The sequence below is a fragment of the Thioclava sp. JM3 genome (assembly GCF_002213185.1).
Taxonomy (GTDB): domain Bacteria; phylum Pseudomonadota; class Alphaproteobacteria; order Rhodobacterales; family Rhodobacteraceae; genus Thioclava; species Thioclava nitratireducens.
Window position 1 is genome coordinate 106,072 of the sequence record NZ_NBOB01000003.1, and the last position, 24,880, is coordinate 130,951.

Annotated in this window: 22 protein-coding genes and 2 tRNA genes; 12 read left to right on the plus strand and 12 right to left on the minus strand. The window is 65.5% G+C overall.

Going from position 1 to position 24,880, the window contains the following annotated elements; all coding sequences use genetic code 11:
* Positions 1 to 77: 77 nt before the first annotated feature.
* The 3 genes from tmk to B6V73_RS06420 are packed head-to-tail and all read right to left on the minus strand — an operon-like array spanning position 78 to position 2,855.
* On the minus strand, positions 78 to 692 hold the full coding sequence (gene tmk, locus B6V73_RS06410) for a dTMP kinase (RefSeq protein ID WP_088720124.1): 615 nt from the start codon (positions 690 to 692) through the stop codon (positions 78 to 80).
* A gap of 6 nt (positions 693 to 698) precedes the next feature.
* Positions 699 to 1,874 carry a D-alanyl-D-alanine carboxypeptidase family protein gene (locus B6V73_RS06415; protein ID WP_077701284.1) on the minus strand — a complete coding sequence of 392 codons (1,176 nt, stop codon included), beginning with the start codon at positions 1,872 to 1,874 and terminating at the stop codon, positions 699 to 701.
* 15 nt (positions 1,875 to 1,889) lie between these two features.
* Positions 1,890 to 2,855, minus strand: a complete 966-nt coding sequence (locus B6V73_RS06420; protein ID WP_233243154.1) for an SPOR domain-containing protein — start codon at positions 2,853 to 2,855, stop codon at positions 1,890 to 1,892.
* 182 nt (positions 2,856 to 3,037) lie between these two features.
* Between B6V73_RS06420 and B6V73_RS06425 the strand changes: the two genes are divergently transcribed.
* From B6V73_RS06425 to B6V73_RS06435, 3 genes are all read left to right on the plus strand, one after another.
* Positions 3,038 to 3,127 (plus strand) — tRNA-Ser (locus tag B6V73_RS06425).
* A 249-nt stretch (positions 3,128 to 3,376) separates the two neighbouring features.
* The gene (locus B6V73_RS06430; RefSeq protein WP_088724828.1) at positions 3,377 to 3,682 is read left to right on the plus strand and encodes a DUF4342 domain-containing protein; all 306 of its coding nucleotides are present in this window, start codon (positions 3,377 to 3,379) and stop codon (positions 3,680 to 3,682) included.
* Positions 3,683 to 3,729: 47 nt separating this feature from the next.
* Positions 3,730 to 3,918, plus strand: coding sequence for a hypothetical protein (locus tag B6V73_RS06435; protein ID WP_075776906.1), 189 nt, complete (start codon positions 3,730 to 3,732; stop codon positions 3,916 to 3,918).
* A 61-nt stretch (positions 3,919 to 3,979) separates the two neighbouring features.
* On the opposite strand, the gene B6V73_RS06440 is transcribed toward B6V73_RS06435, so the two are convergent.
* A complete protein-coding gene (locus B6V73_RS06440; RefSeq protein WP_240504108.1) occupies positions 3,980 to 5,056 on the minus strand; it encodes an alcohol dehydrogenase family protein in 1,077 nt (358 codons plus the stop codon).
* A gap of 102 nt (positions 5,057 to 5,158) precedes the next feature.
* Positions 5,159 to 7,453, minus strand: a complete 2,295-nt coding sequence (locus tag B6V73_RS06445; protein ID WP_088724829.1) for an arginine/lysine/ornithine decarboxylase — start codon at positions 7,451 to 7,453, stop codon at positions 5,159 to 5,161.
* Positions 7,454 to 7,851: 398 nt separating this feature from the next.
* Here B6V73_RS06445 and minC point away from each other — a divergent pair, with 398 nt between their 5' ends.
* From minC to minE, 3 genes are read left to right on the plus strand one after another with little or no spacing between them, the layout of a single operon-like run.
* On the plus strand, positions 7,852 to 8,607 hold the full coding sequence (minC, locus tag B6V73_RS06450; RefSeq protein WP_075776904.1) for a septum site-determining protein MinC: 756 nt from the start codon (positions 7,852 to 7,854) through the stop codon (positions 8,605 to 8,607).
* Complete coding sequence (minD, locus tag B6V73_RS06455) at positions 8,604 to 9,446, plus strand: septum site-determining protein MinD (RefSeq protein ID WP_075776903.1); 843 nt, start codon at positions 8,604 to 8,606, stop codon at positions 9,444 to 9,446. The genes minC and minD overlap by 4 nt, the downstream gene beginning before the upstream one ends.
* The gene (minE, locus tag B6V73_RS06460; RefSeq protein WP_075776902.1) at positions 9,443 to 9,763 is read left to right on the plus strand and encodes a cell division topological specificity factor MinE; all 321 of its coding nucleotides are present in this window, start codon (positions 9,443 to 9,445) and stop codon (positions 9,761 to 9,763) included. Before minD ends, minE begins: the two co-directional genes overlap by 4 nt.
* Positions 9,764 to 9,768: 5 nt before the next feature.
* Here minE and B6V73_RS06465 read toward each other — a convergent pair whose 3' ends face one another.
* From B6V73_RS06465 to B6V73_RS06475, 4 genes are all read right to left on the minus strand, one after another.
* Positions 9,769 to 10,683, minus strand: a complete 915-nt coding sequence (locus tag B6V73_RS06465; RefSeq protein ID WP_088724830.1) for a DMT family transporter — start codon at positions 10,681 to 10,683, stop codon at positions 9,769 to 9,771.
* Between the two features lie 132 nt (positions 10,684 to 10,815).
* Entirely contained in the window at positions 10,816 to 10,980 is a 165-nt protein-coding gene (locus B6V73_RS20735; protein ID WP_157771600.1) for a hypothetical protein, read from the minus strand.
* Positions 10,977 to 12,107 (minus strand): YeeE/YedE family protein, encoded by a 1,131-nt coding sequence (locus B6V73_RS06470; protein WP_240504109.1) that lies wholly within the window; start codon positions 12,105 to 12,107, stop codon positions 10,977 to 10,979. Before B6V73_RS06470 ends, B6V73_RS20735 begins: the two co-directional genes overlap by 4 nt.
* 2 nt (positions 12,108 to 12,109) lie before the next feature.
* On the minus strand, positions 12,110 to 13,051 hold the full coding sequence (locus B6V73_RS06475; RefSeq protein WP_088720128.1) for a rhodanese-like domain-containing protein: 942 nt from the start codon (positions 13,049 to 13,051) through the stop codon (positions 12,110 to 12,112).
* A gap of 349 nt (positions 13,052 to 13,400) precedes the next feature.
* Here B6V73_RS06475 and B6V73_RS06480 point away from each other — a divergent pair, with 349 nt between their 5' ends.
* The 5 genes from B6V73_RS06480 (at position 13,401) to B6V73_RS06500 (ending at position 20,414) form a co-directional block, all read left to right on the plus strand.
* Complete coding sequence (locus tag B6V73_RS06480; RefSeq protein WP_088724831.1) at positions 13,401 to 15,029, plus strand: FGGY-family carbohydrate kinase; 1,629 nt, start codon at positions 13,401 to 13,403, stop codon at positions 15,027 to 15,029.
* A 134-nt stretch (positions 15,030 to 15,163) separates the two neighbouring features.
* A complete protein-coding gene (locus B6V73_RS06485) occupies positions 15,164 to 15,898 on the plus strand; it encodes a DeoR/GlpR family DNA-binding transcription regulator (RefSeq protein WP_168174872.1) in 735 nt (244 codons plus the stop codon).
* Positions 15,899 to 15,997: 99 nt separating this feature from the next.
* The gene (gene rbsK / locus B6V73_RS06490; protein WP_088724833.1) at positions 15,998 to 16,930 is read left to right on the plus strand and encodes a ribokinase; all 933 of its coding nucleotides are present in this window, start codon (positions 15,998 to 16,000) and stop codon (positions 16,928 to 16,930) included.
* Between the two features lie 181 nt (positions 16,931 to 17,111).
* Entirely contained in the window at positions 17,112 to 18,041 is a 930-nt protein-coding gene (gene deoC / locus B6V73_RS06495) for a deoxyribose-phosphate aldolase (protein ID WP_075776990.1), read from the plus strand.
* 12 nt (positions 18,042 to 18,053) lie between these two features.
* On the plus strand, positions 18,054 to 20,414 hold the full coding sequence (locus B6V73_RS06500; RefSeq protein WP_206185567.1) for an aldehyde dehydrogenase family protein: 2,361 nt from the start codon (positions 18,054 to 18,056) through the stop codon (positions 20,412 to 20,414).
* A 160-nt stretch (positions 20,415 to 20,574) separates the two neighbouring features.
* Here the strand turns inward: B6V73_RS06500 and B6V73_RS06505 are convergent.
* The 3 genes from B6V73_RS06505 to B6V73_RS06515 form a co-directional block, all read right to left on the minus strand.
* Positions 20,575 to 20,649, minus strand: a tRNA-Glu gene (locus B6V73_RS06505).
* 171 nt (positions 20,650 to 20,820) lie between these two features.
* A complete protein-coding gene (recJ, locus tag B6V73_RS06510) occupies positions 20,821 to 22,563 on the minus strand; it encodes a single-stranded-DNA-specific exonuclease RecJ (protein ID WP_075775728.1) in 1,743 nt (580 codons plus the stop codon).
* Positions 22,564 to 22,617: 54 nt separating this feature from the next.
* Positions 22,618 to 23,319, minus strand: a complete 702-nt coding sequence (locus tag B6V73_RS06515) for a DUF599 domain-containing protein (RefSeq protein WP_088724834.1) — start codon at positions 23,317 to 23,319, stop codon at positions 22,618 to 22,620.
* An 81-nt stretch (positions 23,320 to 23,400) separates the two neighbouring features.
* Between B6V73_RS06515 and B6V73_RS06520 the strand changes: the two genes are divergently transcribed.
* Positions 23,401 to 24,834: an FAD-linked oxidase C-terminal domain-containing protein gene (locus B6V73_RS06520; protein ID WP_075775726.1), complete on the plus strand. Its 1,434-nt coding sequence runs from the start codon at positions 23,401 to 23,403 to the stop codon at positions 24,832 to 24,834.
* Positions 24,835 to 24,880: the final 46 nt, after the last annotated feature.

The following is a 24,880-nucleotide window of genomic DNA, read 5'->3' on the forward strand; positions in this document are numbered from 1 at the left end:
AGCGGGGTTTTCGCGTAAGGCTCGGGGGCTCGGCTATCGCGCGGGGCGAGCAGCCCCGGGTCGCACCCCCTCGGTCCCTAGTTTTGCAGTTCCGCCTGCACGGCGCTCAGCACATCGGCGGCAATTTCATCCGCCTGTCGCGCACCGTCGATCACGCGGAAGCGGTCCGCGAATTCCTCGGCCAGAGACAGGAACCCCGCGCGCATCTTTTCCTGCAAGCCGACGCCGAAATCCTCGAACCGTTCTTCGGTGCCCTGGCGCCCCTTGGCGCGGGCGAGGCCGGTGGCGGGGTCGATGTCGATCAGCACGGTCAGGTCCGGCTCGCGCCCGATCATCAGGGCGTGCAGCTGATCGACGACCGCGCGCAGATCCCCGCGCGAGAGGCCCTGATACATCCGGGTCGAATCTGCGAAGCGGTCGCAGATCACGACCTTTCCGGCGGTCAGTGCCGGTTCGATCACGCGCTCCAGATGGTCGCGGCGCGCGGCAGTGAACAGAAGGATCTCGGTCTCGGCCGACCAGCGGTCGGGATCGCCCTCAAGCACCAGCCGACGGATTTCCTCGGCCCCCGGGGAGCCACCGGGTTCGCGGGTCAGAACGACTTCGCGCCCCGCAGCCCGCAGGGTTTCGGCCAGCATCCGCGCCTGTGTGGATTTACCCGATCCGTCGATCCCCTCGAAGCTGATGAACATGCGCGTTTAGCTGTTCACCCGTTCCATCGCCGCTTCGAACGCCTTGCCCGAGAGCCGCGCCAGAGCCGCTTTCACGCGCACGACGAAGCCGCCCTTCTTGACGTCCTCGGTGGCGACCAGCGGGATTTCGTTGGCATTGTCGAGGCCGGGCACGGTGATCACCAGCTTGCCGACCTCCTGACCCTGCTTGATCGGCGCCTGCAGCGGGCCTTTGAACACGGCCTCGGCGCTGACCTTGTCCTTCGCGCCGGCGGGGATCAGCAGCGACAGATCGGTTTTCGGCGCGAGACCGACGGTCGACTTCCCGCCCAGCCATACCGGCGCTTCTGCGAGCTTGGTGCCCGCTTTGGCAACATCCTTCATCACGAACTGACGGAAGGCCCAGTTCGCGACCGCTTCGCCTTCCGAGCGACGCGCCTGTTCGGAATCCATGCCCGCGAGGACGAAGACGATGCGACGCTCGCCCATCACGGCGGAGCCCACGAGGCCGTAGCCCGCTTCCTGCGTGTGACCGGTCTTCATGCCGTCGGCCTTCCAGTCGGCGGCGCGGATGTCCAGAAGCGGATTGCGGTTCTCGGCATTGGCCGGGGCGCGATCCTTGTAGTTGAAATGGGTCTCGCTGAAGAAGTGATAATATTGCGGGAAATGGGTGATGATCCGGCTTGCGACGATCCCGAGATCGTGGACCGACATGCGCTGACCGGGGTCGGGCCAGCCATTCGAGTTGGCGAACATCGAGTTCTTCATGCCCAGTTCATGCGCGCGCTTGGTCATCAGATCGGCGAAGGAGGACTCCGAGCCCGCCAGCCCCTCGGCCACCACGACGCAGGCGTCGTTGCCCGAGTTGATGATGATGCCCTGGATCAGGTCGCGCACGGTGGGGCGATCGGTCGTGTTGAGGAACATCGTCGAGCCGCCCATCGACTGCGCATGCTCGGACACCGGGAAGGTTGTGTCCATCGTCACCCGACCGTCTTCCAGCGCCTCGAACAGCAGATCGAGCGTCATCAGTTTCGACATCGAGGCCGGCGGCAGCGGGATATCCGCGTTCTTCGCCATCAAGACGGTCTTGGTCGAGAGGTCATAGACCCAAGCGGCATGAGCCTTGGTGTCGAAAGCGGCGGCGGGCAGGGCGAACAGGCAGGCTGCAAGTGTGGCGGCGATCAGGCGAATGAAGGTCATATCTTCTGCGTAGTCCTATTTCGAGACGGGATAGGCGTCGGGGTAGCCCAGCCCGTGAATTTTGGTCTTGAGCGCGTCGAGGTCGGATTTCGTGGGCGCAGGGCCCGCGATCACGCGCCAGAAGGTCTTGGAATGGCTTTGTTCCTTTACGATCTCGGCGATCACGCCGGCCTTCGCCATCTGGCTCTGGGCGCGTTTCGCATTCGCCTCGGCGGAAAAGATACCGATCTGGATATAACCAGCGCCAGTGCTCATCTTCGGCGTGCTGGGTTGTGGAGCCGCTGCGGCCACCGGTGCCGCCGGGGCCGGTGCTGGGGCGGGCGGCGCGCCGATCGCGGGTTTGACGGGCTTGGCCGTGGGCTTCGGCGTGCCCTGCGCCTTGGCGATCCCGGCCGCGGCAGTCGAGGTTACCTCGTCGAGCGACTTCTGTTCCACCGCCTCGGGGGCCGCGATCACCGGCTTGTCGACGAGCGGCGCGGGGTTGTCTTGCTTGACCGGAACCGTCTCTCGGCGCAGCGCCACCACGGACAGCTCGGTCGGCGCGCCCGCCAGAAGTCCCAGCGCATTGGCCGCGTCGGAACTGACCTGCAGTTTCGGTCCCGGATTGTCGTTTTCGCGCTTGAACAGGGCCCCGATCACGAATTTGCCGTTCGACGGGTTGCGGATGATCACCCGCTCGGGATCCTTCACATTCGGATGCGCGACCCAGACTCCGCCGAGCGAGGGACGTCCGTCCCACAGGCCCTTCTCGTCGACCGAGAAGACCTGCGGCGCTTCGACATCTCGCTCGATCATCTTCTGGCCGTTCTCGGTGACGGCCTCGGCCGCACCGGGCGCCGCGGTCTCATCGGTCGGCTTCTTCTTGAAAAGCCCGAACGGGGAGCCGCCGCTCTCCTGACAGCCCGCCAGCGCGATCCCCGCGCCCAGCATAAGGGCAAAGCCCGTTACACGCTTGCGCGTCATTCCCGTCTGCTCACTCATCCTGTGCCCCTTCTCGCGCGGTTCGCCCGCCTCTTGCCTGCGCGTCTGCACCGCTTGCGCCATGCCTTGCGCGCGATCCTAGCGATTTGCAGAGCCCGTGAAAAGCGGCCCCAACGCCCACGCGCGGAAATCGGCGCGCGAGACTTTCAGAATCGCGTGAAGCGGTCTAAGCGAGACCCGTCGGAGGAGTGGCAGAGTGGTTTAATGCACCGGTCTTGAAAACCGACGTAGGTGAAAGCCTACCGTGGGTTCGAATCCCACCTCCTCCGCCACTTGCATGCAAACCCGCAATCTGACCGGGCAGCGGGGCCGTTCCGGAGGGAGAGTGACTGCGATCTCCCGATCTGCGAGTGGCCCTTTCCAGCCTTGCCTGATGAAGATCAAGGCGGAAGTCGCAAAATCGTGTTTCTCTCCATCTGCGCAGCGGGAAGCGGTCACCTGTGATCGCGCTGTCGCATCAACCTGTGGCAAGCGCGCTGCTACAATCGCCTCTATGTTACCCCTTGAAGAGGAACAGTTCGATGGAAGACGACAACAAGTCCGACCGTACCGCCTGGGAAGAAATCGAGGTCGCGGGAAGCCAACTCGTCGATCGCGTCAAGGAATTGGCGAAAGAGGGGAGCGTGCGCCAGCTGCGTATCAGCTCCGCCGACGGGGATCCCTTCGTCGAGGCACCCCTCAATCTCAGCCTCGCCGTCAGCGGGGTCGTGGTGCTCGCCGCGCCTTGGCTGGCCGTCCTTGGCGTGATCGCGGGGCTCGTCACCCGGGTCAAGGTGGAGATCGAGCGGGTCAAGGAGGCCGATGAGGACGATCAGAAGAACGCGTAGGGGCCGGACCGGACGGCCCGGCAGAGCATGAGGACGGGGGCAGACCGATGGGCTTTCGCCAGAAAAGACATGAGTTGGTCGGGCTCGTCGGCGCCATCGGCGTCGTGATCGCGCTGGCCGGCTTTGTCGGCGGTTACCTGAGCACCGGCGCCACCATCGTCTTGACCTTCGGAGTGTGGATCGTCGGCACGATGCTGGTGCGGGTGTTCACCGATCCCCCCGATCCCGGCAAGTGACGACCGATACCGGGTAATATCCGCACGGCCGATTCCGACCCGGGTCTGCGGTTCCGACGCGTTACGGCCCCGGGATCAGCACGATCTTCCCGGCGTGTCGCTTTTGCTGAAACACCTTCTGCGCCTCGGCGATCTGATCGAGCGGGTAGGTGGCCGCCAGCAAGGGGCGGATTTCGGCCTCCTCGACATAGGAGATCAGGTTGCCGAAGACGGGTTCGTCCCATGCGGTACAGCCGATCAGGGTGATGTCCTTGAGATACATGTCGCGCATGTCCAGCTCCACGATTGGTCCCGCAATCGCGCCGGAGGAGGCATAGCGGCCGCCGCGCCGGAGCAGTTTCAGCATCGTCCCGAAACCCGGCCCGGCGACGTTGTCGATCACGACATCCACGCTGTTCTCGCCGATTGCCGCTACGGGATCGTCTTCGCGACAGAGCACCTGATCCGCGCCGATCTCCAGCACCATCTCGCGCTTGGCGGCGCTGGTGACAGCGATCACCTCCGCGCCGCGCCGTTTGAGAAGCTGGATGAGCGCCGAGCCAACGCCGCCCGAGGCACCGGGCACCAGCACGCGCTCGCCCGCGGTGACGCCTGCGCGGTGGATCATGTTCTCGGCGGTGCCATATGCGCAGGGCAGGGTGGCGAGTTCGGCGTCGCTCCAGTCGCTGTCGATGGCGAAGACCTCGCCTGCGGGCACTTTGACGTATTGCGCGAAGGCCCCGTCGAAATTGGAGCCGAGCCAGACGGTGTCCATCGAGGAGAAACCGTTTTGGCGCATGCAGGACCGCACCAGTACGCGAGTGCCGATCAGGGCTTCATCGCCACCCTCTCCCACCGCGATGACCCGCCCACAGCAATCGGTGCCTTGGATGAGCGGGAAGGGCGTGGCCCCGCTCCAGCCGCCATCGGCATGCTCGGCGTCCTCGCGCGACTCCTGCGTGCCGGATTTGACCTCAGAAGAATACCAGCCCAGTCGGGTGTTGATGTCGGTGTTGTTGATGCCCGCCGCCAGCACCTGCAGCAGCACCTCGCCGGACCCCGGCTCCGGCATCGCAACCTCGCGGTATTCGAGCCGCTCGTAGCCACCCGTGCCGGTCGTGACCACGGCCATCATCGTGTTCTTCGGGATGTCGCTCATGCTGCTTTCCTCTCGAAAACGATCCGTCTGTGAAATGAGTTAGGGCGCGGTCGGGATAAACCGAGCCGCGCCCTTTGTTCGTTCGACCTTAGGCGTGCCGCCTCAGCGCGCCACGCAATCCGCGAAGTAATGCGTCTTGCCGTCCTCGCCGGTCTCCGTCACGAGGCCGTGGATGTCGGTCTCGAAGCCAGGGCATTCATGCGCGAATTCACGATTGAAGCGCAGGTATTCGACGATCTTCGAATTGAAGACCTCGCCCGGGATCAGCAGCGGGATGCCCGGCGGGTAGGGGGTCACGAGGCTCGTCGTGATCCGGCCTTCCAACTCGTCGATCGAGACACGTTCGGTCCTGCGCCGCGCGATATGCGAGAAGGCCTCCGACGGCGTCATCTCGGGGTGATGATCGGTCAGGTAGATCTCGGTCGAGAGCCGCGCGACATCGTATTTCGCGTAAAGCGAATGGACGTGCTGGCTGAGATCTTTCAGCCCCATGCGCTCGTAGCGCGGGAATTTCGCGGAAAACTCCGGCATCACGCGCCACAGCGGCTGGTTCTTGTCGTAATCGTCCTTGAACTGCTGCAGCGCCGCCAGGAGCGTGTTCCAGCGGCCCTTGGTGATGCCGATCGTGAACAGGATGAAGAAGCTGTAAAGCCCGGTCTTCTCGACCACGACGCCATGCTCGGCGAGGTATTTCGACACGATCGAGGCCGGGATGCCGCTGTCGTCGAAATGCCCTTCGATGTCGAGGCCGGGGGTGATGATCGTGGCCTTGATCGGGTCGAGCATGTTGAAGCCCGGCGCCATGTCGCCAAAGCCGTGCCAGCTATCCGACCCGGTAGTCTCGACGCCCTCGGCATCGGTCTTCTTGAGAACCCAGTCGCGGGTCTCGGCCATCCCGTCGCCATCCGCGCGGAAATCGGTCGGGCCCCATACCTGAAACCACCAGTCCTCGGGGCCGTATTCCTCTTCGACCTTCACCATGGCGCGGCGGAAATCGAGCGCTTCGACGATGCTTTCCTCCACCAGCGCGGTGCCGCCCGGAGGCTCCATCATCGCCGCCGCCACGTCGCAGCTTGCGATGATCGAATATTGCGGGCTGGTCGAGGTGTGCATCAGGTAGCTCTCGTTGAAGAGATGCCGGTCGAGTTTTTCCTCCTGACTGTCCTGCACCAGCACGTGGCTCGCCTGGGAAATCCCGGCGAGCAGTTTGTGCACCGATTGCGTCGCATAGGTGATCGACTTGGCCGTGCGCTCACGCTTGCGGCCCATCGCGTGATACTGGCCGTAGAACGGGTGGAAGGCGGCATGGGGGATCCACGCCTCGTCGAAATGCAGGTTGTCGACCCAGCCGTCGAGGAGCCCCTTGATCACCTCGGTGTTGTAAAGCACGCCGTCATAGGTCGACTGCGTCAGGGTCATGATCCGCGGCTGCACAGCGTCGATGTCGTAATCGGCCAGAAGCGGGTTCGCGCGCATCTTCGCCTTGATCGCCTCGGGCTCGAATTCCGAGCGCTGGATCGGGCCGATGATGCCCCAGTGGTTCCGCGTGGGTTTCAGGAAGACCGGGATCGCGCCGGTCATGATGATCGCATGCAGGATCGACTTATGACAGTTGCGGTCGACCACGACCACGTCGCCCGGGGCCACCGTGTGGTGCCAGACCATCTTGTTCGAGGTCGAGGTGCCGTTGGTCACAAAGAAGCAGTGATCGGAGTTGAAGATCCGCGCGGCGTTGCGCTCGGACGCGCCGATCGCGCCGTTATGGTCCAGCAGCTGGCCCAGCTCCTCTACGGCGTTGCAGACATCGGCGCGCAGCATGTTCTCACCGTAGAATTGGTGATACATCTGCCCGATGGGCGATTTCAGGAAGGCCACGCCCCCCGAGTGCCCCGGGCAGTGCCACGAGTAGGAGCCGTCCTCGGCATAGTCGAGAAGCTGCTTGAAGAAAGGCGGCTGGATGCTTTCGAGATAGCTTTTCGCCTCACGGATGATGTGTTTGGCCACGAAATCCGGCGTGTCCTCGAACATGTGGATGAAGCCGTGCAGTTCGCGCAGGATGTCGTTGGGCAGATGGCGCGAGGTCTTCGTCTCGCCATGCAGGAAGATCGGCACATCGGCGTTTTTCCAACGCACTTCCTCGATGAAGGCGCGCAGCTTCTCGACCGCCGGGTCGAGTTCGGGACCGGCGGAGAATTCCTCGTCGTCGATCGCCAGCACGAAGGCCGAGGCGCGGCTCTGCTGTTGGGCGAATTGCGACAGGTCGCCATAGCTGGTGACGCCCAGCACTTCGAAACCTTCGGCCTCGATGGCCTGTGCGAGTGCCCGGATGCCAAGGCCGGAGGTGTTTTCGGAGCGAAAATCCTCGTCGATGATGACAATCGGGAAGCGGAATTTCATCAGGTGGGTCCTCTCTCGGGCCAAGCTGGGGCAGGCGAATGGGCGGCATGCGCCGCGCCCCGTTCATTTCAGTCGAATATAGGCAAGGTCAAGCCCGCGCGGGAGACCCTCCCGCCGAGTCAGGGGCAGATCAGCTTTGGACGGGCGCGGAGGCTTTGACCGGAACTGATCGGGGGTGCGCTCCGGCCTTTCGACGTTGGGTCAACCGAGGATCTCGGTCAGAGCGTACGTCTTTACACGAAAACTTCGTCCACTTCCGGTTGACGGCAGGATTTAGCCGAGTAGAGAGGCCATCGCGATTTTGTGCTGGCATTTGCAGTGCGCGATCCGACACAACAAAGAAAAACAAGGCGGGTGCACCCTGCATCCCCACACCTGAGCAGAAGCGAGTTACCCTCGTGTCCGATTCCCTATCTCAGACCGGGCAGAAGCCTGCGCCGGTCTCGGTTCAGCCTTTTCAGTTCCGCGGTCTTTTCCTGACCGCTATCGCGCTTCGGCTCGAGACCGACGCGCCCGATGGTGCGTTCTATGCCGCGCTCGACGCACAGCTTGCGAAAACGCCGCATCTGTTGGCCGGTGCGCCGATGGTGCTCGATTTCGCGCAGGTGCCTGAGTTTTCGAAACCGGCCGACGTGCGCGACATGATCGACAACCTCTTCGCGCGCGATCTGCAGATTTTCGGGGCGCAGAACGCCACCGACGCGCAGCTAAGCGCCGTGAAAGGTTACGGAATTATCCCGATCAAAGTGGGCCGCGAGACCGCGATGCCCGAGCCGAAGCCGCAAAAGCCGCAGCCCGCGGCGAAGCGGACGGCGCCGCCGGTCGCGCGTAACAAGATCGTGCGCTCGCCGGTGCGGTCGGGCCAGATGATCGTGGCCGAACATGGCGATCTGACGGTGGTCGGCTCTGTCGCCTCGGGCGCGGAACTGGTGGCTGCGGGCAATATCCACGTCTACGGCGCGCTGCGGGGACGGGCGATGGCAGGCGCACATGGCGACGAGAGCGCGCGCATCTTCTGCCGCCAGCTCGACGCCGAACTGCTCGCGATCGCGGGCCTTTACAAAACGAGCGAAACCATTCCCGCGGAGCTTCGTCACAAGTCCGTGCAGGTTTACCTCGACGATGACAAACTTTGTGTGGAGGCGTTCGAATGACGCAACTCAAGGATGATAAGCCGCTCGGCAAGGTGATCGTGATCACCTCGGGCAAGGGGGGCGTGGGCAAGACTACCTCGGCCGCCGCAATCTCTGCCGGTCTCGCCAAGCGCGGCCACAAGACCGTCGTGATCGATTTCGACGTGGGCCTGCGCAACCTCGACATGATCATGGGCTGCGAGCGCCGTGTCGTGTTCGACTTCATCAACGTCATTCAGGGCGATGCCCGTCTGAAGCAGGCGCTGATCAAGGACAAGCGGGTCGAGACGCTCTCGATCCTGCCGACCTCGCAGACCCGCGACAAGGACGCGCTGACGCAAGAGGGTGTCGAGAAGGTGCTCGACGAGCTTCGTCAGGAATTCGACTACATCATCTGCGACAGCCCCGCCGGGATCGAGCGCGGTGCGCAGCTGGCGATGTTCTTCGCCGATGAGGCGGTCGTCGTGACCAACCCCGAAGTCTCCTCGGTGCGCGACAGTGACCGGGTGCTTGGCCTTCTGTCGTCGAAGACCCGTCGCGCCGAAACCGACGGCGAGCCGGTCAAGGCGCAGGTGCTGCTGACCCGTCACGATCAGTCGCGCATTGACAAGGGCGAGATGATGACGGTCGAAGACGTGCTGGAGCTTCTGGCAGTCCCGCTGCTGGGCATCGTGCCCGAAAGCACCGCCGTCCTGCGCGCGTCGAACACCGGCATGCCGGTCGTGCTCGACGAGCCGTCGAGCGCCTCTGCCGCCTATGACGACGCTGTCGGCCGGCTTCTTGGCGAGGATATTCCGATGCGCATTCCGGGCGAGAAGCGTCCGGGCTTCATCGGACGGCTCTTCGGGCGGTCCGCATGAGCCTGTTCGGTTTCTCGCTCAAACCCCGCCGCGCGAAATCGGCGCAGACGGCCAAGGACCGTTTGCAGATCCTTCTCGCGCATGAACGCGGCAGCGGGTCGGCGCAGGCCGACTATCTGCCCGATCTGCAACGCGACATCCTCGCCGTGATCCGCAAGTACATGGAGATCGAGGAGGACGGCGTCGATATCCGGATGGAGCGCAACGACGATATCTCGAGCCTCGAGATCAATATCGAGATGCCGTCGGATGCGGAAAAAGCCGCCAAATCCGCGAAGCCCGCGAAACCGGCTGCCAAGCCGGCAGCCCGGAAGTAAGCGGTTCAGAGATGCTCCGGCGCGGCTGACTGGCTGCGCCGGAGGACGCTTTGTCGACGATGGCCTGCGTGCCAGAGATAGAGCGCAAGGCTCCCGATCACGATCGCCCCGCCGATCAGCATCGCGCGGCTCGGGGCCTCGCCAGTGCCCCACCAGACCCAGATCGGTCCGAGGATCGTCTCGAGAAGCATCAGCAGGCTCACATTCGAGGCCGAGGTGTAGCGCGAGGCGAACGAGAGCGACATGAAGGAGACCGGCAGCACGACGCCGCCTGCCAGCGCGATCGCCCAGACCTGACCGCCGGTCACGGCAGAGCCCCCCGTCCAGATCAGCGCCGCGAGCCCTGCCAGCCCGGCCCCGGAGCCCACGGCGAGCAGGATCGGCAGATGCGGATTGCGCCGGATAGTGACGAAGGTCGTCGACAGGCTCAACGCCACGCCGAGACCGGCAAGCGCGCCCAGGATCGGATTGCCGCCAACGCTCGGCGGGGCGGGGCCGAAGACCGCAAGCCCGATCCCGCTGAGCACGGCCGCGATGGCGAGCCATGTCGACCAATGCGTCGTCTCGCGCAGGATCAGCCGCGACAGCAGCGCCGCGAATACCGGCACCGTCGAGACGCTGAACAGCACGATAGACACAGGCGCGGCGGCGATCCCCACCGCGAACAGCGTCATGTTCGAGAAATGGCATGCGACCAGCGCCAGCCCTGCGCCGCTGGCAAGCGCCTTCAGGTCGTGTTTCAGGTGACGCCTGCGCACGACGATGGAGATTAGCCACATTGCGCCGCCCATCAGCAGGCCGCGCCACATCACCATCTGCGCGCCGCTCATCTCCGACCAGCGCATCAGCAGCGTGTCGGGCGAAATCGCCAGTGCGCCGAACAGCGCGAGCAAGATGCCGAACATCGGATGTCTGGTCATGATGGGCTCCCTTCGCGCGGATGGCGCGTCAGGTGATCTCTAGCTGGCCGCGCACGGGGTTCCAAGGTCGGGCAGGAAAACACCGGCCCGAGGGAAGCGGGCCGGTGTTCCAGATCGCAAGGATTTGGGAGATCAGTTCGGCAGCGCTCCGCAGAACCCGCCGCTTGCGACCTGACCGGATCCGAAGGCGAAGGCCGGAGGGGCTTGGTAGGGATTGAGCGGTGCGCCCAATAGATCCGCGCAGATCAGTAGGAGCAGTGCCGCCATCGCGGTGAAGGCTGTCGCTTTCCGGGTCATGCGCGCGCCTCCAGTCCAAGGCGAGGCCGCAGCCAGATGCCGAGATAGGCGCCCGCGAAGGCGGCCGCGAACCAGACCCAGCCGTGCAGGCTGCCTGTCGAGATGCCCGAGAAGAAGGCGCCGACGTTGCACCCGAAGGCCAGACGCGAGGAATAGCCAAGCAGGAAACCCGCCACGATGGTCGCGACCCAGGCGCGCGCCGGATAGCTCGGCAGTTTCTGCGACAAGCCGCCCTGACGCCATGCCGCCACACCGAATGCGCCGGCGATCAGGCCGATATCGGTGAGCGAGGTGTAATCCGTCAGCAGGCTCTCATTCACGCGGGTGATCGAGCCGGGGGCTGCATAGAAGGCCGATTGCGTCAGATCGAAGCCCATCCCGTTCACGCCTTTCGCGACCCAGAGACCCAGCCCGTAGACGACGCCCCAAGGCTGCCCGGCCACCAGCAGGTTCGCGATGGCGAGCGCTGCGAGGACGAGCGCTGCGATGACATAGCGCCGCGGCAGGCTCCGCGAGCCGCGCTTGCCGAGGAAGAAGACCGTGGCGGCCACCAGAGCCAGCAGGATCAGCGTCACCGCGAGCCCGCTCGTGCCGCGCAGGGTCAGGATCGGCAGCGCTCCGAGATTGGTCCACCAGATCAGGCCGTAAGCGCCGAAGAAGCTGCCGACCGCGAAGAACGGGAGCGCGAGCAGCCCGATCGGGTTGCCAGAGCCCGCATTGACCAACGTGCCCGAGCCGCAACCCATCACAACCTGCATCGCCGCGCCGAAGACGAAGGCGCCGCCGACCATCGCGAAGCCGATCGGGGCCTGCGCGCCGGTCAGCTCGCCCGGATGGCTGGTGATCGCGGGGATCGCGACGATGGAGACGAGACCGATCGCCAGAAGCTGCGCGAGGATGCCCGCCGGTTCGCGGCGCACGATCATCGCCCGCCAAGGGCCCGCGAAGCCGAAGCGCAGCCCCTCCAGCGCGATGCCGAAGCCGAGGCCGATCGCCAGCATGAAGCCGTAGCGCGCGCCGCCGAACAGCGCGAGCGCGCCGATGGCCACGAGAGCGGCGAGGATCAAAGCACTGCGCCGGGCGATCCCGCCCGACGCTGCCTGTTTCTCAAGAATGGCCGTGGACACTCTTAGCCTCCGGTGAGTTGGTTCAGCAGGTTCTGCAACAGGCCGGGCGTGTTCGCCATCTTACCGTCGGTCTGGGAATATTCCACCATCGAACCGGGATAGAGCTTGACGTTGTCGATGCCCGCCAGCTCGGACATGGCGAACCAGTCGGTCGCCGCCCAGTGCCCGGTATTGCAGAAGGACACGACCTCTTCGCCGTCCTTGATGCCCAGTTTCTCCTTCAGTGCGGCCGCATCGGCTTTCGCGTCGATCACCGTCGCGCCGGAGCGGAAGAACTTGGTATAGGGCAGGTTTTCGGCGCCGGGCAGGGTGCCGGGACGCGCGGCGGCGGAGTGCGCTTTCTTGCCTTCGAAGAAGGCCGGCGGGCGCGCATCGACGAGCACCGCCTTGCCCTTGCCATTGACGACATCGCTCACGGCCGGGGTTTCCGCCGTCCAGCGGTCATTCCACGTCAGATCGAGATCGGTCGGCATCAGGTTCTCGGTAACATCCGACATCGGCAGCCCGGCATTGGCCCAGGCGGTCGTGCCGCCATTCAGGATCGACAGCTCGGTGAAGCCGGTGCTCTTCAGCGTCCAGTAGACGCGCGCGGCGGCGCCGAAATCGGTGTCCGTGTCGCCCTGTGCGATAATCACGATCGGACGGTCGGGCTCGAGGCCGATCTGCTCGAAGGACGCCTGCAGCTTCGCGATCGGCGGCACCTGGCCGGGGTTGTTGTCCGGGCCACGGAAGAGCGAATAGGGCGCATAGACGGCGCCGTCGATATGGCCTTTCTCATAGCTGCCGGTGCGGATGTCGAGCAGCACCGGATCGAGCGTGTCGATCTCGGCGTTCAGCTCGCTCGGGGTGACGAGCGGGCCGAGATCGCTGGCCATCGCGGCGCTGGCGGCGAACAGGGCAGCGCCGGTGGCGACGGCTGCGGAAATTCGTGCGAGACGGGTCATGGGTAACCTCGCTGGTTAGGGATTTTGTCCCAAATTGTTCAGGATTTTTGTGATGGCAAGCTTTGGCGGTTCGCTGGTTCTATTGCGCGTGGGGACAATGTTCCAAATACGTGATCGTTCGTGAGATATGCGTCCCTTTCCTCGTGGCGGGGTGGACGCGCGGTCCATCGCGACGCTGAACCGCGCGACCGCGTTTTTATTCGCAGCGGAACGCCCTTCGGCCTCGATATCGGGGTTTCGGCGGCGTGACAGCTCTGTGCTGCGAGAATCGTCTGCCCCGGCTCGGGTTGGCAGTCCCCACCCGATACCGTTAAGGATTGGGCAAGATGCGCGTCTGGGGAGGATCAACGTGAGCAAGCTTTTCGTCGGTGTCGATGTTGGAACCGGTTCGGCGCGCGCCGGGATTTTCGACCCGGAGGGCACGCTTCTCGGTGTCGGCAAACATCCGTTGGAGATGTGGCAGGACGATCATGGCCATGTCGAACAATCGAGCGCCCAGATCTGGCAGGCGGTCTGCGATGCCGTGACGGGAGCCCTCGCCGCGTCCGGGGCGGACCCGCGCGATGTCGCGGGGATCGGATTCGACGCGACCTGTTCGCTCGCCGTGATCGGCCCGGAGGGCGGGTTGCCCGTGGGCGATCCTGATGCGCCCGAGCGCGATGTCATCGTCTGGATGGATCACCGAGCCCGCGATCAGGCGGTGCGGATCAATGCGGGCGACCACGCGGTGCTGCGCTATGTGGGCGGCCGCATTTCGCCGGAGATGCAGACGCCGAAGCTGATGTGGCTGCGCGAGGAGCGCCCCGAGATCTATGCGCAGGCGCTTCATTTCTTCGATCTCGCGGATTTCCTGACCTGGAAGGCGAGCGGCGCGCTGGAGCGCTCCGCCTGCACGGTCACCTGCAAATGGACTTATCTGGCCCATGAGAGCCGCTGGGACCCGGAGTATTTCCATGCGATCGGCCTTGGCGATCTGGCCGAGGGCGGCTTCGAACGGATCGGCGCGCGGATTGTCGACCCGGGCACGCCGCTTGGGGCGGGGCTGACCGAGGAAGCCGCCGCGCAGATGGGCCTGACGCCCGGAACGCCGGTCGCCGCCGGGCTGATCGACGCCCATGCCGGTGGGATTGGCACAGTCGCGGCGCAGGGCGGGTCGGGCGATCCGGCGCAATGTCTGGGCTATGTGTTCGGCACGTCCTCCTGCACCATGACCTCGACGCGCGAGCCTGCCTTCGTGCCCGGCGTCTGGGGGCCGTATTTCTCGGCAATGATCCCGGGGATGTGGCTCAATGAGGGCGGCCAATCCGGCGCGGGCGCTGCGATTGCGCAACTGGTGCAACTGCATCCGGCCGCCCAGGAGGCACGAGACCGGGCGCAGGCCGCGGGCAAATCCGTGCCCGAATTCCTCGCTGATCTCGCGCTCGAGAAGGTGGGTTCACCCTCGGAGGTTACGACGCTTGCCGAGGCGCTGCATGTGGTGCCGGAATTCCTTGGCAACCGTGCGCCCTTCGCCGATCCGGACGCACGGGCGGTGATCGTGGGGCAGGGGATGGAGACCGGGCTGGACTCGCTCGTGGCGCTCTATGTGGCGGGGGTCTGCGGGCTGGCCTATGGCCTGCGCCAGATCATCGAGGTGCAGGCCGAACACGGCGCGCCGATCTCGGAGATTTCGATCTCGGGCGGCGCGGGTGCGCATCCCGTCACCCGTCAGATCATCGCCGATGCGACGGGGCGCGATGTCGTGGTCACGCGCTGCGAAGAACCGGTGCTGCTGGGCGCCGCGATGCTTGGCGCGGTCGCGGCGAACGGGTTCGATGACCTGCAAGCCGCGATGGGGGAGATGTCGCAGGTTGCGCCCCGGTTCGTGCCCGCAGGCGGTGTGATAGAACGTCTGCACGCGGCGCGGTTCGACGCCTTCCTGACGCTGCAATCAACCGCCCGATCGGTGCGCGAGAGCATGGCCAATGCGGTCGGGTGACGCGACTGGCTGACGAGGCGTGACGCAGCGGCGCAGCGCGGTCTGGAACGCAGGTCTTGCTTTCGTGGGGCCGGATACGGACACTCTGCAGATTATGGAACGCGTTTCGAAATCCTGATCTTGAAAGCCAAATCGTGACCAGACCCAGCCGCCAGCAAGAGCGGATCGACCAGATAACCGCCTTGCTAGATGTCTCGCCCGCCCTGCGTTTGCGGGATTTGTCCGAGCAGATGGGCGTGACAGAGATGACGCTGCGACGCGACGCGGCCCAGCCCGAGGCGGGGTTTGCCTGCCGGGGTGGCTATATCGTCACCACCCGCACGACCGAGCATTACGACTTCGACGCGCAGATGAACCGCGCCATCGACGCCAAGCGCGCGGCGGCGGGCCATGCGCTCGACCTGGTGCCCGAAGGCGCGGTCGTGTTCCTCGATACCGGCACCACGTTGCCCCATCTCGCGCGGCTCCTGGCGCAAGGCAAAGCGCGGCGAATCATCACCCATTGTCTGACCACCGCGGAGATCCTTCAGGGGCGCAGCAGCGTCCCGGTCGAGTTTCTCGGCGGGGAGATCAAGTCGAGCACACGCTCCTGTCATGCCGGAAATCCGCAGAAGAGATTGGCGCCACTCGGAATCGACGTGGCGTTCCTCTCGGCTGGTGGCGTCGGTTCTGACGGCGCGCTCAGCTGTTCGCACGAGTACGAAGTCCCGTTGAAACGCGCGGCGATCGAGGCTTCGAAACAGTGTTTTGTGGTGGTGGACGCCAGCAAGATCGGCCAGCGCAAGCCGGTCGTTTTTGCGACGCTCGACGAGATTTCGGGCGTTGTGACCGAGGCCGGGCTTCTCGCCAGGATGAGCTTCACGTTGTAGTTGACACTCGCTGCGTCGCGCGAGAAGGTCCGAGTTATGTTGCGATCGTAACATTATCGGGCGGAGCCGCGAGAATTTTCGAACTGACGGAGAAAGAGAATGCCTGAGAAGATTGCCGTCGTCGGCTCGAACATGATGGATCTGGTGACCTATATCGACCGGATGCCGGGTCGCGGCGAAACCTTGGAGGCCCCCGATTTCGTGATGGGCTTCGGGGGCAAGGGCGCGAACCAGGCGGTGGCCGCCGCGCGGCTGGGCTCGGAGGTGGCGATGGTCACTTGCGTTGGCGATGACGGCTTCGGCCCGCAGGTCCGTGCCAATTTGGAAGCGAACGGGATCGACACGACCCATGTGCGGACGGTGGAAGGGGCAGCCTCGGGAGTGGCGCCGATCTTCGTCGAGCGCGATGGCGAGAACGCGATCCTCATCGTGAAAGGTGCCAACGCGGCGCTCGCCCCGGCTGATGTCGATGCGGCATCCGAGACGCTGCGCGCCGCCTCCGCGATCCTGATGCAGCTCGAGGTCGATCTGGAGACCGTCTATCACACCGTGGCCTTCGGGGCGCGCGAAGGCGTGACGACGATCCTCAATCCGGCGCCCGCGCATCCCGACCTGGATATCGAGCGGCTCGACGGGCTCGACTGGTTCTGTCCGAACGAGAGCGAGCTGGCAATGCTCTCGGGGCTGCCGACAGGCACCGAGGATGAAGTGATCGCCGCCGCGCGCAGCCTGATCGAGCGCGGCATCCACAACGTCGTCGTGACGCTCGGCGGTCGCGGTGCGCGTCGGATCACGGCGGACACCGTCGAAGAGATCGCGCCCGTCTCCGTGACCCCCGTGGACACGACCGGCGCGGGCGACGCCTTCATCGGCAGTTTCGCGCATTTCCTCGGACAAGGGACGGAGCCCACCGCGGCGCTGACCCGGGCCGCGCGATATGCAGCCCTCTCGATCACCCGTCGCGGTACGCAAACCAGCTACGCGACGCCCGCCGAATTCGACGACTTTCTTTCCGAGCATGGGCTCGGCTGAAGTATGCTGATCTTGTCCCGATCGCGCGCCCCGGAGATGTCCCCGGACGTGATGGCGAGGCTGTGACGAGTCCCGATTTAGGAGACACGCAATGAAGACCGAAATGAAAACCGAGACGCAGGCGGAAGGGGCTTTGGTGCCCACCGCCAACGCGGCGGGGGAGCATGTGCGCAACCCCGGCATGGCGCTCGATGTGGGGATGTTCGAGGGGCACCGGGTGAACCGCGCCGCCGCCGAACGCCGCTGTGCGACGCTCACTGCCCGGCGCAGCGTGAAGAAGGCGCATCAGGCGGCATGGCTGGTCAACGCGGTGCGTTGCATCGACCTGACGACGCTTGCGGGCGACGATACCGAAGGCCGGGTGAAGCGGCTCTGTGCGAAGGCGCGCAAGCCCTTGGCCTCGCATATCGAAGCGGGCCTCGGACTCAGCCCGGGCGAGCTGACCGTCGGTGCGGTCTGCGTCTACCCGACGATGGTGCCGCATGCCGTCAAGGCACTGGAGGGCACGGGGATTCCCGTGGCCTCGGTCGCGACGGGCTTCCCGACGGGTCTGATGCCGCTGCATCTGCGGCTCGAGGAAATCCGCTGGGCGGTGGCGCAGGGCGCGGCCGAGATTGACATCGTGATCAACCGCGAACTGGCGCTGACCCGGAACTGGCAGGGCCTGCATGACGAGATTGCGGCGATGCGCGAGGCCTGCGGTGACGCCCATATGAAGGCGATCCTGGCCACCGGCGAGCTGGAGACGCTCAACAACGTCTATTCCGCCTCGATGGTGGCGATGCAGGCGGGCGCCGATTTCATCAAGACCTCCACCGGCAAGGAAAGCGTCAACGCGACGCTGCCTGTCAGCCTGACCATGCTGCGTGCGCTACGCGATTACGGGATGGCGACCGGCCACCGCATCGGCTTCAAACCCGCAGGCGGGATGAAGCAGGCGAAAGAGGCGCTGGCCTGGCAGATCCTGATGAAAGAAGAGCTGGGCCGCGACTGGCTCAACCCCGACCTGTTCCGCTTCGGCGCAAGCTCGATGCTGGGTGATATCGAGCGCCAGCTGGAGCACTACGTCACTGGCCGTTACGCCGATAGCAGCCGTCACGCGCTGGCCTGAGGAGAGACAAAAATGAGCATTCAGAGCATCCTCGAAACCATGGAGTACGGCGTGGCCCCCGAAGACGACAGCCAGGCGCGCAAGTGGCTCGCCAAGCATGAGGGCGGCTTCGGCCATTTCATCGACGGCGCGATGACCAAGCCGGGCGATCTGTTCGAAGTCCGTGATCCGGCAAGCGACACGGTGCTGGCGCGCGTCACCCAAGGTTCGGCGTCGGACGTGGATGCCGCCGTCTCAGCCGCGCACAGGGCGCAAAGCGGTTGGGCGAAGCTGTCGGGCCATCAGCGCGCGAAGCACCTCTACGCGCTCGCCCGTCACATCCAGCAGCATTCGCGCCTGCTCGCCGTGCTCGAGACACTCGACAGCGGCAAGCCGATCCGCGAGAGCCGCGACATCGACATCCCGCTGGTCGCGCGCCATTTCTATCACCATGCGGGCTGGGCGGAGATCCTCGAGGACGAGCTGCCGGGCCATACGGCGCAGGGCGTCTGCGGCCAGATCATCCCGTGGAACTTCCCGCTTCTGATGCTGGCGTGGAAGGTCGCACCGGCACTGGCGGCTGGCAATACGGTCGTGCTGAAGCCCGCCGAATACACGCCGCTCACCGCGCTGGCCTTCGCCGAGATCGCGCAGGAATGCGGCATCCCGAAGGGGGTGATCAACATCGTCACCGGCGACGGCGAAACTGGGGCTGCGATCGTCGGCCATGAGGGCATCGACAAGCTGGCCTTCACCGGCTCGACCGATGTGGGCCGCATCCTGCGCGAGCGCACGGCTGGTTCGGGCAAGGCGCTGACGCTGGAGCTGGGCGGCAAATCCCCTTTCATCGTCTTCGAAGATGCCGATCTGGACGCCGCCGTCGAGGGCGTGGTGGATGCGATCTGGTTCAACCAGGGTCAGGTCTGCTGCGCTGGCTCGCGCATCCTCGTGGCCGAGGCGGTGGCCGAACGGTTCGAGACGCTGCTGCGCGCCCGGATGAAGACGCTGCGCACCGGCGATCCGATGGACAAGAGCACCGATATCGGCGCGATCGTGCATCCCTCGCAGCTCGCGCGTATCCGCGATCTGGTCGAGAAGGGCGCAAGCGAGGGGGCGACGCTGACCCAAGGCTCTGCCCCGCAGGGCTGCTACTTCCCGCCGACGCTGGTGACCGATGTCGAACCCGCGAGCGTTCTCGCCACCGAAGAAATCTTCGGCCCCGTGGTCACGCTCACCACCTTCCGCACGCCGTCTGAAGCGGTGGTGCTGGCCAACAACACGCGCTACGGGCTGGCGGCCAGTATCTGGTCGGAGAATGTGAACCTGTGCCTCGACATCGCGGGGCAGGTGAAGGCCGGGATCGTCTGGATCAACTCGACCAACATTTTCGACGCAGGCGCGGGCTTCGGCGGCTATCGCGAGAGCGGCTTCGGTCGCGAGGGCGGGCGCGAAGGCATGCGTGCCTATCTGCGCAATCCGGCAGCAGCTACCGGCAAGGGAAAGGGCACGACGCCCGCCGAGCTGGAGACCGGCCCCGCCGACACGATCAAGGGTGGCGAGATCGACCGCACCGCGAAGCTCTATGTCGGCGGCAAGCAGGCGCGGCCCGATAGCGGCTACAGCTATCAGGTGAAGGGTGGCAAGGCGGTCGTGGGGCTCGCAGGGCTCGGCAACCGCAAGGACATCCGCAACGCGGTCGAGGCGGCGCATAAGGCGAAGGGCTGGGGCAAGGCCACGGGCCATAACCGGGCGCAGGTGCTCTATTACATCGGCGAGAACCTCTCGGCGCGCGGCGCGGAATTCGCCGCCCGTCTGGAAAGCTTCGGCGCCTCGCGCAAAGCCGCCGAGGCCGAGGTCGAGACGGCGGTGGGACGTTGCTTCTGGTATGCCGCCCAAGCCGACAAGTTCGACGGCGCGGTGCACGCGACGAAGTCCGAATTCGTGACCCTCGCGATGAATGAGCCGATCGGGGTGATGGGACTTGTGGCCCCGACCGCGCAGCCGCTTCTGGGGGCGATCTCACTGGTGCTGCCTGCGATCGCGATGGGCAACCGGGTCGTGCTGGTCCCGAGCCAGACACACCCGCTGGCCGCGACCGACCTCTATCAGGTGCTCGACACCTCCGACGTGCCGGACGGCGTGGTCAACATCGTCACCGGCCCGCGCGACGAGCTGGCGAAGACGCTGGCGGCGCATGATGGCGTCGATGCGATGTGGTATTTCGGCAATGCCGAGGGCTGCCGGATGGTCGAGGCGCAAAGCGCCGGGAACCTCAAACAGACCTGGGTCGAAGCCGACGACGCACGCGACTGGGGAGCCCGTGCGGGGCAGGGGCGTCTGTTCCTCGACCGCGCGACGCAGGTGAAGAACATCTGGGTGCCCTACGGCGCGTGAGGCTTCAGGCCCCTGACAGGGAAACGAGAAAGCGGCCCCGAAACGGGCCGCTTTTTTTTGATGAGGGATCGGCGCGCGCAGAGCCGCGCTGTGCCATGAATGGAAACACACGCGACCAAGCGGCGCGCGTGGTGAAATCGCTCTGAAATCGGGGGAGTAGTGGCAGTCCGTAGGGGAATCGAACCCCTCTTTCCAGGTTGAAAACCTGGCGTCCTAACCGATAGACGAACGGACCACTCTGAACCTTCCGGGCATACCTGCCTAAGGTGGAGCGGTGTTTAGGCCAGAGAACCGTGACTCGCAAGAGGGTATTTGCGGATTTTTGGAAAGTTTTTGTCCCTCCGTTACGGCAGCCTCGAAGCCTTGGAATTACAGCCCTTTTCTGTGTGCAATCGTGGGGCGTCGCTTACGCTTCGGACGCGTCCTCGAGCCGCAGCTGCACCTTGTTGCGCCCGCCCCATGTGTTGATCTCCAACCGTCCGGCGAGGTGGAAACGCTTCGCGCCCGGCTGGCTCAGCGCGGGGCCGAGCGGGCAGTCGAACGCGCCGAAGCAGACTGTCTCGATCCGCGCGCCCATACCGTCGCCGAACATGAAGCGCAGATGGCTCTCGCCGATCCGGCGCGCGCCCACGACTTCCATATCCGCAAAGGCGAAACGCGGGGCAGGAGCGCCTTGGCCGAAGGGGCCGGCGCGGTCGAGGTCTTCAATCAGTTGCGCGGTCGCCGCGCCCGGCATCAGCATCCCGTCGAGACGCAGGTCGCGCGGGCCGATCTCTCCCGCACCCTGTTTGGCCAGAAGCTCCGACAGGCGCGCCATCGCAGGCTCCAGCTTGTTTTCCTCCACCGTGAGGCCCGCCGCCATCTTGTGCCCGCCGCCTTTCAGCAGCAGTCCCTCGGCGGCGACGCGCTGGATCGCGGCCCCGATATCGACGCCGGCGACGGAGCGGGCCGAGCCTTTGCCGATCCCGTTCTCCACCCCGATCACGACCGAGGGGCGGTTCGTCGCCTCTTTCAGCCGCGCGGCCACGATGCCGACGACGCCCGGGTGCCAGCCAGCGCCCGCCGCCCAGACCAGCGGCGCGTTTAGCCCGCGTTCCTCGGCCTGCGTCAGTGCCGCCTCCCGCACGGCGTTCTCGACCTCTCGGCGCTCGGTGTTGAGCTGATCGAGCCGTTCCGCGATGGATTGCGCCTCGTGCGGGTCGGTTGTCGACAGCAGACGCGCGCCCAGATCGGCCGCGCCGATCCGCCCGCCTGCATTGATCCTCGGTCCCAGCACGAAGCCCAAGTGATAGGCGGCGGGCGCACGGTCGAGCCGCGCCACGTCCGACAGCGCCACGAGGCCGGGCCGCTCGCGCCGCGCCATGATCTTGAGCCCCTGCCGCACCAGCGCCCGGTTGCAGCCCGTCAGCGGCGCGACATCGGCCACCGTCGCAAGTGCCACCAGATCGAGAAGCGTCATCAAGGGCGGGCCCTGCACACCTTCGTCGCGCAGCTGCCGGTTCGCCTCCACCAACATCAGGAAGACGACTGAAGCCGCGCAGAGATGACCCAGCTCGCCGGTCTCGTCCTGCCGGTTCGGGTTCACCACGGCCAGCGCGGGGGGCAGGGTCTCGCCGCCAAGGTGGTGATCGAGGATGACGACATCGGCGGGCTTCGCTGCGGCCACGGGCTCGTGGCTCAGCGTGCCGCAATCGACGCAAACGATCAGCGGGTGCTCGGCCCCGAGGCTTTCCATCGCGGGCACGTTCGGCCCGTAGCCCTCGTCGATCCGGTCGGGAATGTAGAGCGTCGCCTCGCGCCCCATCGCGCGCAGCCAGTTGATCAGCAGCGCCGCCGAGGCGCCGCCATCGACGTCGTAATCCGCGAAAACGGCGATCTTCTCACCCGACTTCACCGCTTTCAGGAACCGCGCCGCCGCCTGCTCCATGTCGCGCAAGGATCGGGGGTCGGGGAGAAGTTCGCGGATCGTGGGTTCGAGGAAGCCCTCGCTCTCCTCCGGCGTCACACCGCGCGCGACGAGGATGCGGGCGAGGGGCAGGGGCAAGCGCGTCTGCTGCGCCATCGCCTCGGCCAGCCGGTCGGCCTCGGGTGTGGGGCCGATCCAGCGGCGGCCTGTTAGGGATTGCTCGACGGAAAGGAAACTGCTCATGGCGTCGGGTTTAGCCAAATCATGCGGAGGCTGCCAGAGGCGAGCGCGCCGCGCCTAGTCGGGGATGTTCTCCAGCAGCGCCTGGCGCGAGTCCGAGGCGAATTCACGCCGCCAGAGCATCGCCGTGGTGAACAGCGTCGCCGCAATGAGCGCATAGGGCCCGAGCAGCCATGCCAGCGTCGCCAGCGCGAAATAGACGGAACGCAGCCCGCGATTGAAGCTCTTCGCGGCGTTGATGTTCACCTGCGCCGCCTGTTCGGCGCGAGGATAGGCCAGCGGGTCCTCGGGCTCGTTGGGCACCGCCGCCATTGCGATCGCGGCATAGGAAAACAGCCGATGCGACCAGACGAATTTCAGAAACGCATTCGCGCCGAACAGAACGGCCGTCAGGATGCGCGCCTCCCACAGCAGGTCCGGGCCGCGCGCGATGTCGAAATCATCGGCGAGATTCGTCAGCGGCTGCGGGTTCGCGATCAGCGCCAGCCCGGCGCCGATGGCGATCAGCGAAGAAGAGGCGAAGAAGGTCGTCGATTGCCGCAGCCCGTCCACCATGGCCGAATCGAAGATCCGCGGCTGGCGCGTCACCAGCTGGCGCATCCATTCGCGACGGTAATTTTCCATCAGCTTGCCCATCGAAGGGCGGGTGGTGCTCGGATGTTCGGTCGTCCAGCCGATCACGAGCCAGCAGGTGACGAGAAGCGCAAGCGCCGCGAGATCGAGAGGCCCGAGCGGGCCGATATGAAACATCGTCGTCATATCGACAGTTAGCGCGATGCGGCTTCCCTTGTCACCGGGGCTTATTGGTTATATTTTCTGACCAACCGGGAGGAGTTTGCCATGGAAATGCCCAAGCCGAAGGAGGATCTGCTGGCGCGCAAGCCGCAGATCATCGCCCGCTTGCGCGAGGTTCTGCCCGCGGATGCGGTGATCGACGACCCCAGCGAGACGCGCGCCTATGAATGCGATGCGCTTTCGGCCTATCGCTGCCAGCCGCTGGGCGTGGTGCTGCCGCGCTCGACGGCGGAGGTCGCGGCGGCGCTGAAGGCCTGTCACGAACTGGGCGTGCCGGTGGTGCCGCGCGGCGCGGGCACCTCGCTTGCGGGCGGGTCAATGCCGCAGGCGGATTCGGTGGTGCTGGGGCTCGCGCGGATGAATGCCGTTCTGGAGACCGATTACACCAACCGCTTCATCCGGGTCGAGGCGGGACGGACGAACCTTTCGGTGACCGGGGCGGTGGAAAGCGATGGCTGGTTCTACGCGCCCGATCCGTCCTCGCAGCTCGCCTGCGCGATCTCGGGCAATATCGCGATGAATTCCGGCGGCGCGCATTGCCTGAAATACGGGGTGACGACGAATAACCTCCTCGGTGTGACGCTGGTCACGATGGAAGGCGAGGTGGTCGAGATCGGCGGACCGTATCTGGATGCGGGCGGGCTCGATCTGCTGGGGCTGATCTGCGGCTCGGAGGGGCAATTGGGCGTCGTGACCGAAGCCACGCTTAAGATCCTGCCGAAACCCGAAGGCGCACGCCCCGTGCTGATCGGATTCAACTCGAACGAGGTCGCGGGCGCCTGCGTCGCCGATATCATCAAGGCGGGCATCCTGCCCGTCGCGATCGAGTTCATGGACCGCCCCTGCATCCGCGCGACAGAGGCCTTCTGCCATGCGGGCTATCCCGATTGCGAGGCGCTGCTGATCGTCGAATGCGAGGGCTCGGAAGCCGAGATCGACGAGCAGATCGGCATGATCCGCCAGATCGCGACCCGTCACGAGCCGGTCGAGTTCCGCGAGGCGCAATCGGCCGACGAGGCCGCGCGGATCTGGCTGGGCCGGAAGTCGGCCTTCGGCGCGATGGGGCAGATTAACGATTACATGTGCCTCGACGGGACGATCCCGGTCTCGGAACTGCCCTTCGTGCTGCGCCGGATCGGCGAGTTGTCGAAGGATTTCGGGCTCGACGTCGCAAACGTCTTCCACGCGGGCGACGGCAACATGCACCCGCTGATCCTGTATAACGCCAACGAGCCGGGCCAGCAGGAGCAATGCGAAAAGCTGGGCGCGGAGATCCTGAAGCTCTGCGTCGAGGCGGGCGGCTGCCTGACCGGCGAGCATGGCGTGGGCATCGAGAAGCGCGACCTGATGGATGTGCAGTTCGAACCCGCCGACTTGGAAGCGCAGATGCGGGTGAAGGACGTGTTCGACCCGAAATGGCTTTTGAACCCGGCGAAGGTGTTCCCGCTCGGCGCGAGCGCGAGTCGCCGTGCGAGCTGAAAAGGGAGAGGGGCGCTGCCCCGCTCGCTGACGCGAGCCCCCGGGA

What these genes read in the sequence shown, in the direction of transcription:
- tmk (WP_088720124.1), bottom strand. Translation starts at nt 692, where the DNA reads ATGTTCATCAGCTTCGAGGGGATCGACGGATCGGGTAAATCCACACAG.
- B6V73_RS06415 (WP_077701284.1), bottom strand. Translation starts at nt 1,874, where the DNA reads ATGACCTTCATTCGCCTGATCGCCGCCACACTTGCAGCCTGCCTGTTC.
- B6V73_RS06420 (WP_233243154.1), bottom strand. Translation starts at nt 2,855, where the DNA reads ATGAGTGAGCAGACGGGAATGACGCGCAAGCGTGTAACGGGCTTTGCC.
- B6V73_RS06430 (WP_088724828.1), top strand. Translation starts at nt 3,377, where the DNA reads ATGGAAGACGACAACAAGTCCGACCGTACCGCCTGGGAAGAAATCGAG.
- B6V73_RS06435 (WP_075776906.1), top strand. Translation starts at nt 3,730, where the DNA reads ATGGGCTTTCGCCAGAAAAGACATGAGTTGGTCGGGCTCGTCGGCGCC.
- B6V73_RS06440 (WP_240504108.1), bottom strand. Translation starts at nt 5,056, where the DNA reads ATGAGCGACATCCCGAAGAACACGATGATGGCCGTGGTCACGACCGGC.
- B6V73_RS06445 (WP_088724829.1), bottom strand. Translation starts at nt 7,453, where the DNA reads ATGAAATTCCGCTTCCCGATTGTCATCATCGACGAGGATTTTCGCTCC.
- minD (WP_075776903.1), top strand. Translation starts at nt 8,604, where the DNA reads ATGACGCAACTCAAGGATGATAAGCCGCTCGGCAAGGTGATCGTGATC.
- minE (WP_075776902.1), top strand. Translation starts at nt 9,443, where the DNA reads ATGAGCCTGTTCGGTTTCTCGCTCAAACCCCGCCGCGCGAAATCGGCG.
- B6V73_RS06465 (WP_088724830.1), bottom strand. Translation starts at nt 10,683, where the DNA reads ATGACCAGACATCCGATGTTCGGCATCTTGCTCGCGCTGTTCGGCGCA.
- B6V73_RS20735 (WP_157771600.1), bottom strand. Translation starts at nt 10,980, where the DNA reads ATGACCCGGAAAGCGACAGCCTTCACCGCGATGGCGGCACTGCTCCTA.
- B6V73_RS06475 (WP_088720128.1), bottom strand. Translation starts at nt 13,051, where the DNA reads ATGACCCGTCTCGCACGAATTTCCGCAGCCGTCGCCACCGGCGCTGCC.
- rbsK (WP_088724833.1), top strand. Translation starts at nt 15,998, where the DNA reads ATGCCTGAGAAGATTGCCGTCGTCGGCTCGAACATGATGGATCTGGTG.
- deoC (WP_075776990.1), top strand. Translation starts at nt 17,112, where the DNA reads ATGGCGCTCGATGTGGGGATGTTCGAGGGGCACCGGGTGAACCGCGCC.
- B6V73_RS06500 (WP_206185567.1), top strand. Translation starts at nt 18,054, where the DNA reads ATGAGCATTCAGAGCATCCTCGAAACCATGGAGTACGGCGTGGCCCCC.
- recJ (WP_075775728.1), bottom strand. Translation starts at nt 22,563, where the DNA reads ATGAGCAGTTTCCTTTCCGTCGAGCAATCCCTAACAGGCCGCCGCTGG.
- B6V73_RS06515 (WP_088724834.1), bottom strand. Translation starts at nt 23,319, where the DNA reads ATGACGACGATGTTTCATATCGGCCCGCTCGGGCCTCTCGATCTCGCG.
- B6V73_RS06520 (WP_075775726.1), top strand. Translation starts at nt 23,401, where the DNA reads ATGGAAATGCCCAAGCCGAAGGAGGATCTGCTGGCGCGCAAGCCGCAG.